Origin of the sequence: Marinicrinis lubricantis (assembly GCF_042658665.1) — a bacterium.
Lineage (GTDB): Bacteria > Bacillota > Bacilli > Paenibacillales > KCTC-33676 > Marinicrinis > Marinicrinis lubricantis.
Map to the genome: position 1 here is coordinate 64,531 of NZ_JBHSQV010000029.1, position 16,718 is coordinate 81,248.

Sequence of the window (16,718 nt, forward strand, 5' to 3'; positions counted from 1 at the left end):
AACAATGAATTATGTTCCTTACGTCGTAGAGCAGACGGGCCGCGGAGAAAGATCCTACGATATTTATTCCCGGCTGCTGAAGGATCGAATCGTTTTTGTCGGCTCAGCCATTGATGATCAGCTAGCGAACAGTGTCATTGCCCAGCTTTTGTTTCTCGATGCAGAGGACAAGGAGAAGGACATCTATATGTATATTAACAGTCCGGGAGGGTCCACGACCGCAGGATTTGCCATATTCGATACGATGCAGTTCGTCAAGCCGAATGTGCATACGATCTGTACCGGTTTTGCCGCCTCCTTCGCTGCCATACTGCTGCTGGCCGGAACGAAAGGCAAACGATATAGCTTGCCTAATAGCGAAATCATGATTCATCAGCCGCACGGCGGTGCACAAGGGCAGGCGAGCGATATTGCGATTAGCGCCAAGCGGATTTTGGCCATTCGCGAAAAGTCGGTGCAGATTATAGCAGAGCGGACAGGACAGGATCCGGAGAAAGTGGCTGCAGACATGGATCGCGATTATTTTATGACAGCCGAAGAAGCACAGGAATACGGCATCATCGACAAGGTGATTACTGCCTTGTAGGCGAGGGGAGGCTATCCCTGAAACAGATGAGCTTGTGTGCGAGTGGATGATTATAGAACGGTGGTGGAATAGATGGAGAATGAACAGCATGCATATACCGTAGAATTTCAGGACAATTATGGGGTGTTGTATTTCGAGAATGTTAAAGCCGTCAATCAATATGAGGCCAAGATGGAAATTATACGGAAGTTTCCGGACGTCTATATTCGGGCGGTTAGTGAGAACGAAACGATGCCGTAATGGAGCCAGGTAGTAACCGTGTTATCGCTAGATGATGTGCAAATAAAGCCGAAGCCTTCAATTCAGCGTTTCATAGAATTGAAGGCTTCTCTTCCTAATTCATCGGCGTATGCTATTTCTACATATTATCCTTTAATCAGCTTGGAGCGCATTTTGTTCGAAAACAGTTCCGTGAGCAGAATCAATAAGATCAGTCCAATTAAAATAGAGCCTGCTTCCGACCAGCGGTAAGCGTTCATTGCAAAAATGAGCGGCGCGCCGATTCCTCCTGCTTGCACCAAGCCAAGAATCGACGCTTCCCGCAGGTTCATGTCAAAGCGGTAGATGACGATGGACAAGAAAATAGAGAACAGCTGGGGGATGATACCGTAACGAATTTTTTCGAAGGTGGAGCATCCCATGGAGGACATGGATTCGAATACGCGGGTATCCAAGTTTTCAATTGCATCGGCGTACAGCTTGGAGAGCATGCCAATGGACGCTAACGAAATCGTCAGTACACCGGCGAAGGCCCCGGGGCCAGTCACGCGGATGAACATGAGTCCGTATACCAATGCAGGAACGGTTCGAATGACAATGAGCAGGATGCGGAACAGGAAAGAAACTTTAGAGGAAACAATATTCGACGCCGATAAGAAGGCGAATGGAATCGCGAGGAACGCTCCGATGACTGTACCCAAAAATGCAATCGCGACAGTTTCCGCAAGAAGATACAGAACACCTTTAGAAGAGAAGTCAAATAATAGATCTAAGTCCGGCTGCAGCAGCCCCCAAATGATACCCGCGGCGATGCTGCGGCCGCTTTCATCGACCAGCTTCAGATCCAGAGCTGCAGCTGACCATATCAACAAAATCAAGAATATGGTAAGCGTTACGGTATAGTATAGAACGCGGCTCGGTGCGGCGTTTAGTTGGTTTTGGATCGCGGTTTTCATATCGGATACTCCTTTAGGTCAGCCTTTTTCGAAAATACTCACTGATCGATTCAATGAGAAAAACGGTCACGATCAGCATGAATAAGATCATACCGACAGCGGAATAGTCACGCCATCCGAGACTCTCCTGCAGCAGGAATCCGATTCCGCCAGCTCCGACGTAACCTAATATGGCAGCATAGCGAACGTTGCCTTCGAAGCAAAACAAAGCTGTTGATAAGTATACGGGCAGCACCTGGGGCATGATCGCATATCGAAAGGCTTCGATTCGCTTTAATCCTGCCGATTCCATCGCTTCAAAGGCGTCCATATCGGCGTTTTCGATTTGTTCGTACAGCAGCTTGCCGACGTAAGCGAGCGTAAATAGAAAGATAGCAACCGTTCCCGCCGTGGTTCCAAGCCCGAAGATGAAAGTCGCAATGAGGGCAGTCACTAATGTCGGCAGGGTTCTCAGTATACTTAGAAACACCTTGACTAAGGAGATCATGATTCTGCTTCGGATCATGTTGGATGCTGCGGCATAGGCGACTGGCAAAGCGGCGGCAGATCCTAAGATCGAGCCAAGCAGCGACATTTTGATCGTGTCCGCGAGCGGCCTCCACAACTCGGTAAAGAAGCCCCAGTCGGGCGGGATCATCCAGCGAACAATATCGAAAAATTTGTCCCAGTGGTTGAGCAGCACCTGTATATCGAATTCCGTGAAACGGACGGACAAGATGATGCCGATGACGACGAGTAGAATGATGAGAGGGGCGGGCGACCGTTTTTCCGTTACGATTTTGCCGTTAGGCAGCGTCATCCGCTTAGGAGGAACGAATTTATGATACATACGCATGGGCTTCCTCCAAAACGGTGTGGGTTTGATGTTCCATTTCGCCGTAAATCTCTTTTAAAATATCCGGTGTGACGTCTTTCGCGGCTCCGTCGTAGACGATAGTGCCGTCCCGAAACCCTAAGACGCGTGTAGCATATTCCAGAGCAATCTCCACATGATGGATATTCATGATAATGGGGATTTGCATATGCTCATTGATCTCTCTGAAATCGTTCATCACTTGTCTGGCTGTGACCGGATCTAGGGAAGCGATCGGTTCGTCCGCTAAAATGATGTCGGGACGCTGTGCCAGAGTTCTCGCTAGAGCGACCCGCTGCTGCTGTCCTCCTGATAGCTGATCGACCCGGACATATGCTTTATCTAACAGTCCAAATTGGTCTAATGCCGTTAGTGCTGCAATTTTATTGTGCTTTGGAAAGATGCCGGTAAGCTTCCGCCAAAGCGGCAATTCCGGGACGAAAGAGACAAGAACATTGTGAAGCGCAGAAGTGCGTGTAACGAGATTGAACGATTGAAACACCATTCCGATGCGTCTGCGAAAACGCCGAATCTGCTTTCCTTTGAGCTTTGCAACATTCGTTCCGTCGACGATTAATTGACCACTCGTAATCTCATGCATTCGATTGATACAGCGGATGAACGTCGATTTTCCGGCACCGGAACGACCGATGACGGCAACGAATTCCCCCCGATTGAGTTTGAGGTTGATGCTGCTTAAGGCTTTAACACCGTTTGAATACGTTTTGTCCACTTCTCTAAATTCAATCATACACTTCTCCAATCCATTGACGAATTCGCTTTGACCTTCTTAGGTCCATGTGAGGAAAATAGGAAGACGGCTGTCGGCAAGGGTGAGAATGCAGGCAGCCGCCTATAACGTGTGAAATTTGAGAAACCCTTTTATTTCAAGCTTTGTACGATTTTCTGTGCTTCTCTTTCATTGTCATAGTCTTCAGGAACAGCTTTTTGATAGCCTTCGTGGTTATAGATGGCGATGACCTTCTTGCCTTCTTCTGTTCCGGCAATATTCATAAAGGCTTCCTGAAGCGCCTCTTTCATTGCTTCATCGATGATATTGGAGTCTTTGCTTTTGCTTACGCTGATCGTGTCATTATAAATCCCCGGTGTTACACCGATGACGTTCGTCTCATCCCAAATCGATTGGGTACGACTGAAATCGGAAGTCCAAGCCGCTTCGTTATCTCGTCTGGCGTCGGCATAGGTTACGAGAATGTCAATTTGTCCGGCTGCAAGGCGCGCGAATGCGTTGCCGTAAGAATCAACCTGCACGACGTTATCTAGATCTGTAATGGTTTTATCATAGTTTTCCTGAAGCCATAGAGCAGGATAGATGTAGCCTGCGGGGGAAGAGGAGGACATGACGGCCCATGTCGCATCGTTTAAGTCATCGAAGGTCAGAGATTCGCCGTTGTTTACTTTTTCAGAAAGCGCCTGTCCCTTATCAGATGGTCCGGCAATGATCAATGCGCGGTAATAGTTTGTCTGAACATCTGTCGGTGCCGTTGGTTTATTGTCGTTCCATTCCTTCGGATCGTCGGAATCGATGCTGAGTCCGGCACGAGTGGAGGTCAGAATGACTTCGGCGTCGTCATCGTATATGACGTACGTTCCGCCGGGAATAAAACCAATGTCCGTCGTTCCGGCGGATAACGCCTCTCCCACGGCTTCATAGTTTGTTCCGACCGTAATATCCACTTCCTTCACGTCGTAGCCTAGACCCGCCATTTCTTCTTTGAGGAGATTCTTTAGTGGTTCCGTTGCTGTAATGATTTCATCCGGATTGCGTGACGGCACGAACCCAATGGAAAGCTTGTCGATCGATACGTTCTCCGTAACATCACCTGCTGCACCCGCTGTGTTGTTGTTTTCTTTCTCCCCTTCATTCTTTTCGTTTCCACATGCGATGACTAAAGAAGCGATCATGACTAATAATCCGAATAATAACCATCTTTTTTGCTGCATGAAGTGAACTCCCTTCTTAAATCCAAAAATAGGTTTAAATCTATCTTTGACTATAGCGGGAGAACATTTGTTTATTGTTAAATCCATGTAATTTTTTAGTAAATGAGGATATCTATTGTAAGTGGAAGTTGCATCGTAGAAAAAAAGGGGATTGCTCTCGTACCGTTGAGTCCGGTGTGGAAACAGGAAACATTAAGAAAGCAGAGGAGCATTGTTTTTCGATGATGACGGAGAATAGCCGAATAGATGGTCAATGGTTAATATGTCAAAACAATGCTCATCAGCACGAGGATAAAGAGATGTGCCGGATAAAAGGAGCGCCAAAGCCATGCGGGCAGCCGAATAGATTGGAATCGCCCAAATGTGCCGAAGGCAAACAGCCATATGAGAAGCGTACCGAACGTACTGTACATGCGGATGATGTTCGAATCATTCATCCAAACGAGAACATTTAGCGCCGCATGGCAAGCCGCCATCATCCATGGCACCGGCACATAACGATAAATGAGACCTAATAGGAGGGCATAAGCTCCATAGTCAAAGGAGAGGATTTCCAAGACCAAAAACACGCAAGCGAATAGAACGGCTTTGATTTCAAATGATCGATTTGAATCGAGTATCCGAAACAGCAGAAGAATCAATAAGAAGGTTCCGATGATATTGATCTGGTACCCGCCGAGCATCGCCATATAAAACGGCTGGGCTATGAGTGCGATCAGGCCTAATCGAATCGTGTATTGGTTGAACGAACGAGTCAGCCTGTATCCCTGAACGAGTGAATAGAGATAGATCGGCATGGCACAGCGTCCGATGATTCGCCACACCTCTTCATCGGGAAAGAATAAAATGCCGATATGATCGATCGTCATCGTGATCATGGCTATAAGCTGCAACATAAACATATGCGAATTCAAACCTTTCAAGCGTTAAAGGGATCTATAAGTGAAGATTTCGATCAATTCGATAAAAGTATAGCACACTCGGGCGGGTAAGGAATGTGGAGAGCCGAAGTTATATACATGACATGGAATGGGTAAGAAGGCGGAGCAGTAGAGCGGTGTTATATGGATTCGGGAAGAGCCATTGGAAAAGCCCGCCGGAGTCATTCCAACGGGCTTTAGCTTTGAAGCTGCTTTTTAATATTCCGTGTTGTTGTGTTCCGTCACGTGCTGTACGACGATCCATTTGTCTCCTACATTGGAGTACACTGTATTCGTCATGGTGACACTGCTGGAACTGCTGTCTGTTCTGAAAATCGCTTCATCCATATCGGAAATGTCACAGCTATCGATATGGACGTTAACGGTATACGTGGTGCCGCCATTTTGACGGATTAGCTTGCCCGCATTATTCGCGACAAAATTGTACAGATTGAATGTACTCGGCGCATTGATTTGGAATACCTTATCACTGCCGTTATAAGCGGCTCCGCCATTCAGTGTGACCGTTCCCGATTCTTTAATGGTTAAAGCATCTTCACCGATATCCAGCCAAACGATATTGGATAAATTCACATTGCCGTAGGTATGGATTCCATCAGCGGCTGGAGAACCGATCACAACGTTTTTAAGCGTTGCGCCATCTTCCAGACGGAAGACAGGCTTCTGATTTTCATTTTGGCTGCCGTCACCTAAGGCCGAGCCGGCAATATAGGTTCTGCCTTGACCGTCGAATACTTGTCCAGCACCCACGACAATCGTCGAATTGACGGTAGTGGAGCTAGGAGAAACTTTGACCAAAGTCCATTGCTGGTTCGCTCCGTCGTGGTCCGTCCATTGAGTAATGTTGGCGCCAAGTTCTTGAGAGAAATTATATACTTCAGCGACTTTTCCGCTGTGACGGTTTTTCAGCTGTACATAGCCGCCGCTGTCTTCCAGCCTCCAGTGCTGATTCGCATTATTCAAGTTTTGATATTGAACGATATTTCCACCATCGGCTGTAGACCACTCAAATACCTCGAGGGCACGTCCGCTATTGGCATTGATGATTTGATAATAGCCGTTGCCTACGCTGACGAAACGCCATAATTGATTGTCACCGCCGAGGTCTTCCCACTGGGAAACATTCGCGCCGTTGTCGTGCGACCAATTATAGACCTCTAGGGCTTGTCCACTGTGCCGGTTAATAATTTTGTACAATCCATGATCTTGCACCGTTGCAGCACTTGCTTTTTCGATCGTTGGTGTCAGTGTTAACGTAAGGACAATCGCTGTCAGTAGAGAGAGAATCTTCTTCATCATACTTTTTTCCTCCTCTTCTTCGTTAATTACACCTCGAATTAAGCGCTTACAAGATGGGGGCTTACCTTACCTCCTTTCCTTATAATTCAGTAATATTATACCATATAATTACAAACTTGTTAATCATTTATTAAAATCTTTATCTATAAATAGTCTATAAATCTTTTCTCCTGAACAACCGTTGAATTTACCATACTTCCTTGATATGTCGAACAAAGATGACCGCACAGAAAATCAAGCAGATGACAGCCGCAAGGGTTGTGGTGAACTACTTCTTGATCATCTCACTTCATTCCATTTCACTTTGTAGAATGTAGCGATGAATTTCTGATGCAATAAAAAGGGACGCAGGTTGATAAACCTCGTCCCAAATGTTTATTGAAAGTTGATCCTTTCCAGATACAGTCCGCATGCGTCAACCATTCCGCCGGTCTGGCGTCGTTCTTTTGACTGAAGAATGGCGGGAATTTCCTCTGCCTTCTTTTCACCTAATCCAATCTCGATCAAGGTCCCGATCATTTTCCGAACCATATTGTACAGAAAACCGTTGCCGCATACACGAAACTGGATGAATCCATCGCTTACTTCAACATCCATCGAATAAATGGTTCGCACCATGTCTTTTTTGTTCGATTTGGCATTGGAATAAACCGTGAAATCGTGCTCTCCGATAAAATACTGGCAGCCTTTTTTCATTTCCTCAAGGCTCAGCTTCTTCTTCACATGCATGCTGTACTTTCTCATAAAAGGATGGCTGTATTCTTCGTTCCAAATCTTATACAGGTAGGTCTTGTCCTTCGCATGGTAGCGTGCATGAAAACGATCGTCGACCAGCTCCACCCTGGTAATGCAGATATCTGGCGGAAGATAGTGGTTCAAGAAATTCATCATTTTCGATTCTGCGATCGGTTCGCTGATCTTGAAGTTGGCTATCTGTGCAAGTGCGTGAACTCCCGCGTCCGTCCGGCTTGCTCCAATGATTTCGACCTGGTGACCGACGAGTACGGACAACGCTTTTTCAATTTTTCCTTGAACCGTATTATCACTGTCGCCAAGACGCTGCCAGCCTTTGTAGCGTCCGCCGTCATATTGAATGGTTAATTTATAATTGTACATGGTTGTGCTCCTTTTTACAGTTCATGCTAATTTAGTGTTTTCTCATCAGTATAACGGTATTCGTCCGGATTGAACAGCGGACAGACTGTGTAATGGATTTATTATATCCTGGTCTATTATGCCGCGTCTTAACCATGCTTCACGATCCAACTTACATTTTGAGGAGAAAGTATACTGTAACAATAGCAGCTAACAAACTTTATGCAGCTTATGTGACCTGCCATGAAAATCGGTATAATCGGCACCTGTGATTTCTCCGGAACCTGCATAGTGGATCACGAGCGTTTCATGGATCATTTCAGTGACAAAGGCCGTCTTACTCGAGTCTTGATAAACGGGGATAAGCTTGAACTTATACATGACCCCGTACATTTTAGGAACGGTGACATACAGCGCTTCATTTTTTTCATTAACCGATACAACGAATGATTCATCATGTGCCCGATAGCTTCCAATGAAGGATTCAGTGAACGTCATTGGAATGGCCTTAGCTTCGACAGGCAGAGCGGCACGTCCTCCAAAGACGATCTTGGCCAATTCTCTGCTTAAATGTGAAACGGGTGTCACATTCATATTGCTTAGGAAAATGACCGTCACTTGCTCGTCATGAAACCGAAGAAAATCACTAAAGTAACCGCTAATATCGCCAAAATGGTGAATGCAAGATTTGCCAAGAAAATCAGAGACCATCCAGCCGCACCCGTAAGATCCTTTGTATGGGGTGAACATGAGATCGGTCAGCTCTCCATCGATCAATGCATTCGATCTTAAGGCCTGATCCCAGATATATAGATCTTCTACCGTAGAGTACATCCCGTATCCTCCTAAGGGAAACGACATGTCCGCATAAGCGGCATGTATAGGCTTTTCCCAATAGGAATATCCGCTGGCCAGTCCGGATATAAGCTCGCTGCCGTCATCGCAGCCGGTATGCTTCATCCCTAAAGGGCGGCATATATGTTCGAGAATATAGGATGGATACGGCATGCCGGATACGATTTCAATGATTTGGGTCAGTAAAGCGTAGCCAGACGATGAATAGGCGAATTGACTGCCGGGAGTGAATTCCAGTTCCAGCCCCTTGAAGGAATCGATCAGCTGATCTAACGTCATAGGCAATCTCATGGTACGGAACCAAAAATCCGAAAAACTCGTGTAATTCGGAATGCCTGCGCTATTTGTCAGACAGTGGTAAATTGTGATCTGATCCCCGTTCGGATAATTCTTCAGATACTTTCCGATCTCATCGTGTATATGGAGTTTGCCGCTTGCATGCAGCTGGAAAATACACATCGCCGTAAAGGCTTTGGTCAAAGAGCCGATACGAAATTTTGTTTTGGAAGTGTTCGGTACCCGATGTTCCCAATTCGCCATACCGAAGCCTTCCTGAAGCAGGACTTGTTGATGGGAGGCAACGAGAATCGATCCGTTCAAATACCCGTTACGGTCGTATGCTCGTGCCCAGTGCTGTATATGTTCTATAAATGTATGAGAGGTTCTCATATTCATTGTTCCTCGCTTTGTTTTGGTAAATATGCATCATATTAGGTTTGGAAAGCTCGCGCGTCCCTTGTAAGGCATATTCTTCCTGTGATATGCTAAAAATAGAAAAAGGAGACGGCGGCCACCGTCTCCCGCACAACGTTTGACTTGGGTGGAACTCCCTCCCATAGTGTTCAAGGATGAAGCTAGCCCGCTAGGCCGTCAACCTGTGGCGGGTTACTTCTTTTTCATGCGGTATTCCAGAAACGCAATGATCAGTCGACCCAGTGCGATCAGAGTACCTAACAGAAGAAGAGCCATCTCCATAGGCATCAACTCCTTTCCGGAGGGAGCCTATGCCACCACAAGTTGTGTTGCGCATAAGAATATTTTACCATAATCCACCATCTATCGATAGTTTAAGGTCCGGCGCTTGCCAGGCTTTTTATTTTTCCTGGATTGCGTGAATCTATCGACAAATATTTACATAGATCATATAATCAAAGAGGACGATTAGGATAAATGAACTAATCGTAGTTTGGTGTTACTGTACATACTGATCTTATTGGGGGCTTATCAACTTGAATCATCCGGCAAAAGTAATAAAAATGATTGCGGCGGCTGCATTAATTATTTGCTTTTTCATGCCAGTTGTTGATGTGCAGGGTTCGTACCGTGCGATTATTGAGTTTATAGGGTATGAGGGCATCGATTCACCGATCCAACTATTAACAGCAGAATCAGATGAAGAGGCTCAAATGATTGGAACGATATTTTTAGCCCTGCCAGCAATTGGTGTGCTTATTCTAGTGTTCCATAACAAACGGATGCTTGGACTTGTTTTATCGATGATTTCCGGTATTTTCTCGGTGGCATGGATGTTTATTCTTAAAGCCGTTGAGGAGGATCATGCACAAGATTATTTTTACGGACCGATAGATGTCAGTCCCGGCATCGGGATCTATCTTGCACTCATCGCATCCATTGTGGTCATCATTACTTCTTTTGTGAAGGAGCAGAAAATCGCTATGGGATCCGGGCATCCCTCGCAGGTTCAACCTCAGGCCCAAATGGGCATTCCGGTCAAAAGGTTTTGCGGACAATGCGGAAAAGCAGCGAATCCTTCAAGCCAATTTTGCGGTCACTGCGGTTCCAAGATGTAGGCATACGAAACGATAATATAATGAAATTCACGAGGCGCTCTCTTCCCTGATTTATAAGGGGAGAGAGCGTCTTTTTTTACCACATAGGAATGTTTAACTTCATTAAAGTAATAAAGGGTTAAACTTTCCTGCCTGCGATAAAAGCTTTCACTAAAACGCGGTCACTCTTCCTCGAATGACTCCGATAGGAGTTTTTCTCATTTGAAAGCACGAAATCAAAGTATAGCAAACTTCTCTACTTTTGCGAGGCTGGAACAACCGTTAAGAATAAGCTTGCCTAATGTTGAAGGAATGGCCGCAAAAAAGTCTAATTGCTGTAAACTTCAGGGCCCTCTACAATGGCTACCAAAGGAGATGGTAAGTCATGAGCAATCCAACGGATAAAATGATGGTGAAGCTGCGTCCTTTGAAAAAGCAATTGATCGATTCAACAGGTGTTACTTGGGGCATTCCGTGGAGCGAAGGGGATCTGAAGCGGGAGGAACTGCCACAGCTTCGGTTAAATGATGGAAGCACGAATATGATTCCGATGCAAAGCTGGGCGACGGCGTATTGGCCGGACGGCAGCATAAAATGGTCGGCACATGCGGCTATATGTCCGGAAGGGAAAACGGAGTTTGAGGTTAGCCGAGGAGAACCTCTGACACTGGATAAGCAAGTGACCGTACGAGAAACAGACGAAACCATCGTAGTGGATACGGGGCTGATCGTCTGTACTTTGGCAAAGCAAGGCGGTCCAGTCATCCGCAGTATCGTTCGGGATGGCGAAACTGTCTGCACGGGTGGAAAGCTCGTATGCTTGGGTGAGGAAACGCAAGCGGTGTCTGGCGAGGTAATCAGACGAGAGGAGAGGTTTGAAGGGCATATTTACAGTGTGAAGGTGGAACAAAATGGTCCCGTAAGAGCGGTTTTAAAGGTGGACGGCAGACACCAGGCATCGGCATCTGCGGGCAGGCGGGAATGGATTCCATTTTGTATCAGGCTGTATTTTTATGCAGGGACCGAATCGATCCGTATCGTCCACACCATGTTTTATGACGGTAATCCTAACGAGGATGGCCTCAAAGGGCTTGGCATATCGTTTGCCGTTCCGATGCAGGGTGAGCTGTATAACCGGCACGTTCGGATCGTTGGCGATACAGGTGTATTCAGCGAGTCACCGAAAACCCTTCACACCAGACGAACGGGCGGGAAATACCGAGAGCTGTACATACGGCAAACAGCGGGTGAAATGATCCAAATGGACTCGGAGGAGGATTCATTTTTCCTTGGTTTATTAGATGACTCGGCCACGTGGGATGATTTCAAAATCGTACAGGAAACCGCGGATCATTATCGTATTTGGAAACGGACAAAGCAGGTTTGCAGCTGGCTGAAAGCAGCGGAAGGACATAGAGCAGGCGGACTTACGTATGTAGGCAGCAGAGGCGGAGGATTGGCAGCGGGGATTCGCCATTTTTGGAGAAAGTATCCGTCCGGGATGGAGATCAAGGGCATGGCTCAAGCAGAAACGGAGTTCACTGCATGGTTTTGGTCGCCGGACGCGCAGGCAATGGATCTGCGGCATTATGACACCGAGACGCATGTTGAATCGTCCTACGAGGGTGCCGAGGAGCTGCGCGCCACGCCGTACGGGATCGCCAATACGAATGAGCTTACGTTATGGTGTACTTCGCGTACGCCAGGGTCGGAAGAACTGCAGCTCATGCAGGAGCAGCTTGAATCTCCGCCGCTCCTCGTATGCGAACCGTCCTATTATCGAGATACGGGTGCTTTCGGCATCTGGGGTCTTCCTGATCGAAGTACGCCACTTCGACAACAGCTTGAAGATCGCCTGGACGGTATCATTGCTTTTTACCAAAATGAAGTTGAACAGCGGCGCTGGTACGGATTCTGGGACTATGGAGACTTCATGCACAGCTATGACCCTGTACGGCATGTATGGAATTACGATTTGGGAGGCTGCGCATGGCAAAATACCGAGCTCGCACCGAATATGTGGCTGTGGGTCATGTTTTTACGCACGGGACGCGAGGACATCTTCCGCATGGCGGAAGCGATGACCCGCCATACGAGTGAAGTGGACGTTTATCATTTCGGAGAATATGCAGGTCTAGGCTCACGGCATAACGTCGTGCATTGGGGCTGTGGATGCAAGGAAGCGCGGATCGCGATGGCTGGACTGCATCGCTACTACTATTATTTGACTGCCGATGAACGGATTGGAGATCAAATGGATGAAGTGAAGGATGCGGACTTCGCAACAGTACAGCTTGACCCGATGCGGGCTTACTTCCCGAAGGATGAGCATCCGACACACATTCGTGTCGGCCCAGATTGGGCGGCGTTCAGCTCGAACTGGATGACGCGCTGGGAACGGTATGAGGATACTGCTTATCGGGACAAAATTTTAACCGGCATTGAGTGCATCAAGCAAGCCAATTATCGGCTCATTTCCGGTCCAACCTATGGCTACGATCCGAAGACCGGTCGTTTGTCGCCGATGGGTGATGATAACTGGGGACGACATTTGGCGATAAGTATGGGCGGACCTCAGGTATGGTTCGAGCTCGCGGATATGATTCAGGATCCTGAGTGGCCGGAGATGCTAGCCGAGTTCGGCGTTTATTACAATATGACGCAGGAGCAGAAGGATCAGTTGACGCATAGCGCGATCAGCACGAAGCGCTTCGAACATCCCGTGCTCAGTGCGGGCATTGCGGCGTATGGCGCTTATTATCGACGCGATCAGGAGACAGCGGAGAAAGTGTGGTCGATCCTGCTCGGGAATCCATATGCGAAAGTCGATCTGCAGAAGGATGCGGTAAACGTCAAGCAAGTGAGAGACATTCAGGAAATCGACTGGATCAATACGAATGAAGCTGCCCAATGGTCGCTCAATACGATCATCGCACTGACGCTGATCACAGACTACCTTAAGGAGGAAGAGGGTGTATACGCAGATGGATAAACCTTCACTGATTCCGGAAGGGTGGATGCTGCGTTATGAGAATGCTTTAGCGAACGCGGAGGACGTTAAATCATTTCGAATGGAAGGCGATGGTGCAGTCACTTTCCCGTTAAAGCGAATGCGGTTAGAAAGTGTGCGCTCCCCCGAGGAAGGGCAAGCCGCAAATTTGGTTTTCTGGGCTCCTTATGAGTGCGGCGATGACTATGCGGTGTCGTGGGAATTCCTTCCGATTCGCGAGCCGGGATTGGCGATCTTATTCTTCTCAGCCCGCGGCGATAAGGGGCAGGATTTGTTCGATCCGTTACTTGCACCTCGGGCAGGCATCTATGATCAATATCATCACGGAGATATCAACGCCTACCACTTGTCTTATTTCCGCCGCATGTGGCCGGAGGAGCGTCAGTTTCATACGTGCAATTTGCGGAAAAGCTACGGATTTCATCTCGTCACACAAGGAGCGGACCCGATTCCCGGGACGGCGGACTGCTTGCAGCCTTACCGGCTGCTCCTGATCAAGCAAGGAGGGCACATTCAGTTCAGAATCAATGAATTGCCGGTGCTCGATTGGACGGATGACGGCACGGAATTCGGTTCAGTGCTGGGAGGAGGTAAGCTGGGTTTTCGGCAGATGGCCCCGCTTATCGCCGAATACAGCAATTTGCAGGTGTATAGTCCATAAAACAAGCGGCCGGTCAATAAACCAATGAGAGGAAAATAGGAAGAGGGGGATGAAAGCCCCCTCTTTTTGATGTCAAGATTAGTTATTCATTTGCTGTTAAGTGTCGACTTGATCAGTTCCTTGCATGCTCCGTCAAAAAATGTAAGCTTGAGTTGTCACGAAGGCGGATTACTTTATGCTGATATGATTGCAGTTTAGCTTCAAAAAGGCTTCTGCTGCTTTCGAACTCTCGTGTCCATCGATACATCATCCTTAGCATCTGCATCGTAGGTTTATAGTGACTCGTTTCCATCCCGAGCCTTTGTTTTATGAATCGAGTGAGGATTCTTATTCTACGCTTCCACAGCGGAGTATCTAAGAATATGATGGTATCGGCCATATCATAGAGACATTGATAGGATTCTCGATCGGTACCTTCGAAGATCCATGGGCCGCTTTGATCAATCTCCATGATCACTTCAACCTGCTCGTCGGCCGTGCGTTTATATCTCCCTGACGCAGTCTGATGATGTACGATGCAATCCAGCTCATACCAAGGCACATGTAATTCTTCTGATATCCGTTTTGCCAATGTGGTCTTGCCGCTAGCTACAATTCCTATGATGAGAATCTTGTTCATATGTTATTCCACTCATTTCCAATAAACCAATAACAATATTGATTTTATTCTTCACTTGCTTATCATTGCGTTATAGATCACATTCTACTTAAAAAGTAAAACCCCTCCAAAGGAAATTCGTTGAAAACAGAATGAATATCCATAAACGACTCCTTTTATTAGATTTCTATGATGGGTGGAGCTAAAGAGCCTTTCTTTCATAGTAGTTGGATAGATGATCATCATTCCTCTTGAATATTGCTGAATTCTGCTAAAATATTGCTTATTCCCTTCATAGGTTTATACAAAGAAAAGGGAGCTCATCGCTCCCATGTGACGGTGTTTAATTGTTCAAATGACTATTGTAACGAACTGAATATAATATTCCGCAGCTTTCTAGTCAGAGCGGTTGTTCCGGCGTCCTTCTTCTGGATCATGAACAGGAAAGTCAGCTTTTCCTGCGGACAATTGCAGAAATAAGCTCCCAGCCAGCCGTCCCATCCATACTCGCCCGGACTGCCCAGAAAACCAGCTTTCTTGCAATCCGTCATGACGCGCATTAAGCTGCCGTAGCTGTGTCCCCGCAGTGTATGCCACGAATCAAAGGCTTTTTGCTGGTCTGCATGAAGGGTTGCCGATGAGAAATAATGGACCGTTCTCGGCTGCAAAATTTGAACACCGTTAAAATGGCCTTGATTGATCAGCATAGTAGCAAATTTAGCATAATCATCAATCGTCGAAACGAGGCCGGCTCCGCCCGATTCGAATGCCGGATCACGGTCCATCTGATGAACAATGCCGAGATTATTCCCTGTATAGAGCATCAAATCGCCATTCTCGTCGTTTTGGTACGTCTTTGCCAAGCGTATGCGCTTTTCTTCAGGCAGCCAGAATCCGGTATCTTTCATGCCCAACGGTTCGAACAATTCCTTCTGCAGAAATTGTCCAAAACGCATGCCGCTGACCACTTCGACGACTGCCCCGAGCACATCGGCTGAGGTGCCGTACGCCCAAGAGGATCCCGGCTGAAACGCTAGTGGACACTGACCTAATCGATTGCTGATCTCTAATGTACTCAGCGGCGAATCGGTTAACAATCTGCGATCGATTTCTTGAAATAAGGCCTCGGTTTCCCGTCCAGCCATGCCAAGACCTCCATAAACCAATCCCGAAGTCATGGAAAGCAGGTCATATACATTGACTTCTCGATCTACCGGAATTAATCGGCCGTTTTCTTCGACTCTTTGATTTTTAAATCCGGGCAGAAATTTGCTTACAGGATCAAACAAATCAATCTGCCCGCGTTCCATCAATATCATCACAGCCACGGCAGTAACTGGTTTCGTCATGGAGTACAGCCTGAAGAGGGTGTCACGTTGGATGGGAAGCTTGGCTTCCCGATCCGCTAAACCGTCTTCATGATAAAAGATCTCATTGCCCTCTTGGATCAGCAGTAAATTGGCGCCGGCAACTTCACGGTTTTCGATGCCTGTTTTTAAAGTTTCTTTCAATCTACGAATTAAAGTTTGATCTAACATATCGAGAGTGTCTCCTTTAACGTGTATTGGACCGCGAACGATCCAGATTCTACTAAATATGTTCTATCAAAACATCATTCGCGTCAATGGAAATTCTCGTTTAGGCATATCGAAGTGGGAGGCAATTGCGACGACAATGTCTTTATCCGGGATGTTCCCGCCATCTCCCATAGCAAAGTATACAAAGACTCCATCTTCCTCACGCAGCCACCATAGATATCCATAAGAACCCGAGTGTGCCGAAATGGATTCTGTAATCCAGGTCCTTGCAACTACTTGTTGATGGTTCCACATACCTTGGTTTAAATAAAGCAGACCGAAACGTGCCATGTCACGGAGAGTCAGTGTAAGA

The 16,718-nt window shown here is 47.0% G+C and carries 14 protein-coding genes and 1 pseudogene; 5 read left to right on the forward strand and 10 right to left on the reverse strand.

Annotated elements, in window-relative coordinates; genetic code table 11:
- The first annotated feature begins 4 nt into the window (after nt 1-4).
- Nucleotides 5-586 carry an ATP-dependent Clp endopeptidase proteolytic subunit ClpP gene (gene clpP, locus ACFPXP_RS04490; RefSeq protein ID WP_379892774.1) on the forward strand — a complete coding sequence of 194 codons (582 nt, stop codon included), beginning with the start codon at nt 5-7 and terminating at the stop codon, nt 584-586.
- Nucleotides 587-658: 72 nt separating this feature from the next.
- Nucleotides 659-826 carry a hypothetical protein gene (locus ACFPXP_RS04495; RefSeq protein ID WP_379892776.1) on the forward strand — a complete coding sequence of 56 codons (168 nt, stop codon included), beginning with the start codon at nt 659-661 and terminating at the stop codon, nt 824-826.
- A 125-nt stretch (nt 827-951) separates the two neighbouring features.
- Here ACFPXP_RS04495 and phnE (ACFPXP_RS04500) read toward each other — a convergent pair whose 3' ends face one another.
- The 8 genes from phnE (ACFPXP_RS04500) to ACFPXP_RS04535 form a co-directional block, all read right to left on the reverse strand.
- Nucleotides 952-1,761: a phosphonate ABC transporter, permease protein PhnE gene (phnE, locus tag ACFPXP_RS04500; RefSeq protein ID WP_379892778.1), complete on the reverse strand. Its 810-nt coding sequence runs from the start codon at nt 1,759-1,761 to the stop codon at nt 952-954.
- Between the two features lie 13 nt (nt 1,762-1,774).
- Nucleotides 1,775-2,590 carry a phosphonate ABC transporter, permease protein PhnE gene (gene phnE, locus ACFPXP_RS04505; RefSeq protein WP_379892822.1) on the reverse strand — a complete coding sequence of 272 codons (816 nt, stop codon included), beginning with the start codon at nt 2,588-2,590 and terminating at the stop codon, nt 1,775-1,777.
- Nucleotides 2,580-3,365: a phosphonate ABC transporter ATP-binding protein gene (gene phnC, locus ACFPXP_RS04510; protein WP_379892780.1), complete on the reverse strand. Its 786-nt coding sequence runs from the start codon at nt 3,363-3,365 to the stop codon at nt 2,580-2,582. The genes phnE (ACFPXP_RS04505) and phnC overlap by 11 nt, the downstream gene beginning before the upstream one ends.
- 131 nt (nt 3,366-3,496) lie before the next feature.
- The gene (locus tag ACFPXP_RS04515; RefSeq protein ID WP_379892782.1) at nt 3,497-4,579 is read right to left on the reverse strand and encodes a phosphate/phosphite/phosphonate ABC transporter substrate-binding protein; all 1,083 of its coding nucleotides are present in this window, start codon (nt 4,577-4,579) and stop codon (nt 3,497-3,499) included.
- A gap of 257 nt (nt 4,580-4,836) precedes the next feature.
- The gene (locus ACFPXP_RS04520; protein WP_379892784.1) at nt 4,837-5,481 is read right to left on the reverse strand and encodes a TraX family protein; all 645 of its coding nucleotides are present in this window, start codon (nt 5,479-5,481) and stop codon (nt 4,837-4,839) included.
- Between the two features lie 234 nt (nt 5,482-5,715).
- Nucleotides 5,716-6,819, reverse strand: a complete 1,104-nt coding sequence (locus ACFPXP_RS04525) for a pectate lyase (protein ID WP_379892786.1) — start codon at nt 6,817-6,819, stop codon at nt 5,716-5,718.
- A gap of 375 nt (nt 6,820-7,194) precedes the next feature.
- Nucleotides 7,195-7,935, reverse strand: a complete 741-nt coding sequence (truA, locus tag ACFPXP_RS04530; RefSeq protein WP_379892788.1) for a tRNA pseudouridine(38-40) synthase TruA — start codon at nt 7,933-7,935, stop codon at nt 7,195-7,197.
- A gap of 189 nt (nt 7,936-8,124) precedes the next feature.
- Nucleotides 8,125-9,438: a serine hydrolase domain-containing protein gene (locus ACFPXP_RS04535; protein WP_379892790.1), complete on the reverse strand. Its 1,314-nt coding sequence runs from the start codon at nt 9,436-9,438 to the stop codon at nt 8,125-8,127.
- A gap of 560 nt (nt 9,439-9,998) precedes the next feature.
- Here ACFPXP_RS04535 and ACFPXP_RS04540 point away from each other — a divergent pair.
- From ACFPXP_RS04540 to ACFPXP_RS04550, 3 genes are all read left to right on the forward strand, one after another.
- Nucleotides 9,999-10,580, forward strand: coding sequence for a zinc ribbon domain-containing protein (locus tag ACFPXP_RS04540; protein ID WP_379892792.1), 582 nt, complete (start codon nt 9,999-10,001; stop codon nt 10,578-10,580).
- Nucleotides 10,581-10,965: 385 nt separating this feature from the next.
- Nucleotides 10,966-13,551 carry an exo-rhamnogalacturonan lyase family protein gene (locus ACFPXP_RS04545; protein WP_379892824.1) on the forward strand — a complete coding sequence of 862 codons (2,586 nt, stop codon included), beginning with the start codon at nt 10,966-10,968 and terminating at the stop codon, nt 13,549-13,551.
- On the forward strand, nt 13,544-14,230 hold the full coding sequence (locus ACFPXP_RS04550) for a DUF1961 family protein (RefSeq protein ID WP_379892827.1): 687 nt from the start codon (nt 13,544-13,546) through the stop codon (nt 14,228-14,230). The genes ACFPXP_RS04545 and ACFPXP_RS04550 overlap by 8 nt, the downstream gene beginning before the upstream one ends.
- A gap of 957 nt (nt 14,231-15,187) precedes the next feature.
- Here the strand turns inward: ACFPXP_RS04550 and ACFPXP_RS04555 are convergent.
- Together ACFPXP_RS04555 and ACFPXP_RS04560 are read right to left on the reverse strand one after the other, a co-directional pair.
- Nucleotides 15,188-16,366, reverse strand: coding sequence for a serine hydrolase domain-containing protein (locus ACFPXP_RS04555; RefSeq protein ID WP_379892794.1), 1,179 nt, complete (start codon nt 16,364-16,366; stop codon nt 15,188-15,190).
- 66 nt (nt 16,367-16,432) lie between these two features.
- Nucleotides 16,433-16,717: pseudogene (locus tag ACFPXP_RS04560) on the reverse strand (serine hydrolase domain-containing protein); the annotation flags it as partial.
- Between the last annotated feature and the right edge of the window lies 1 nt (nt 16,718).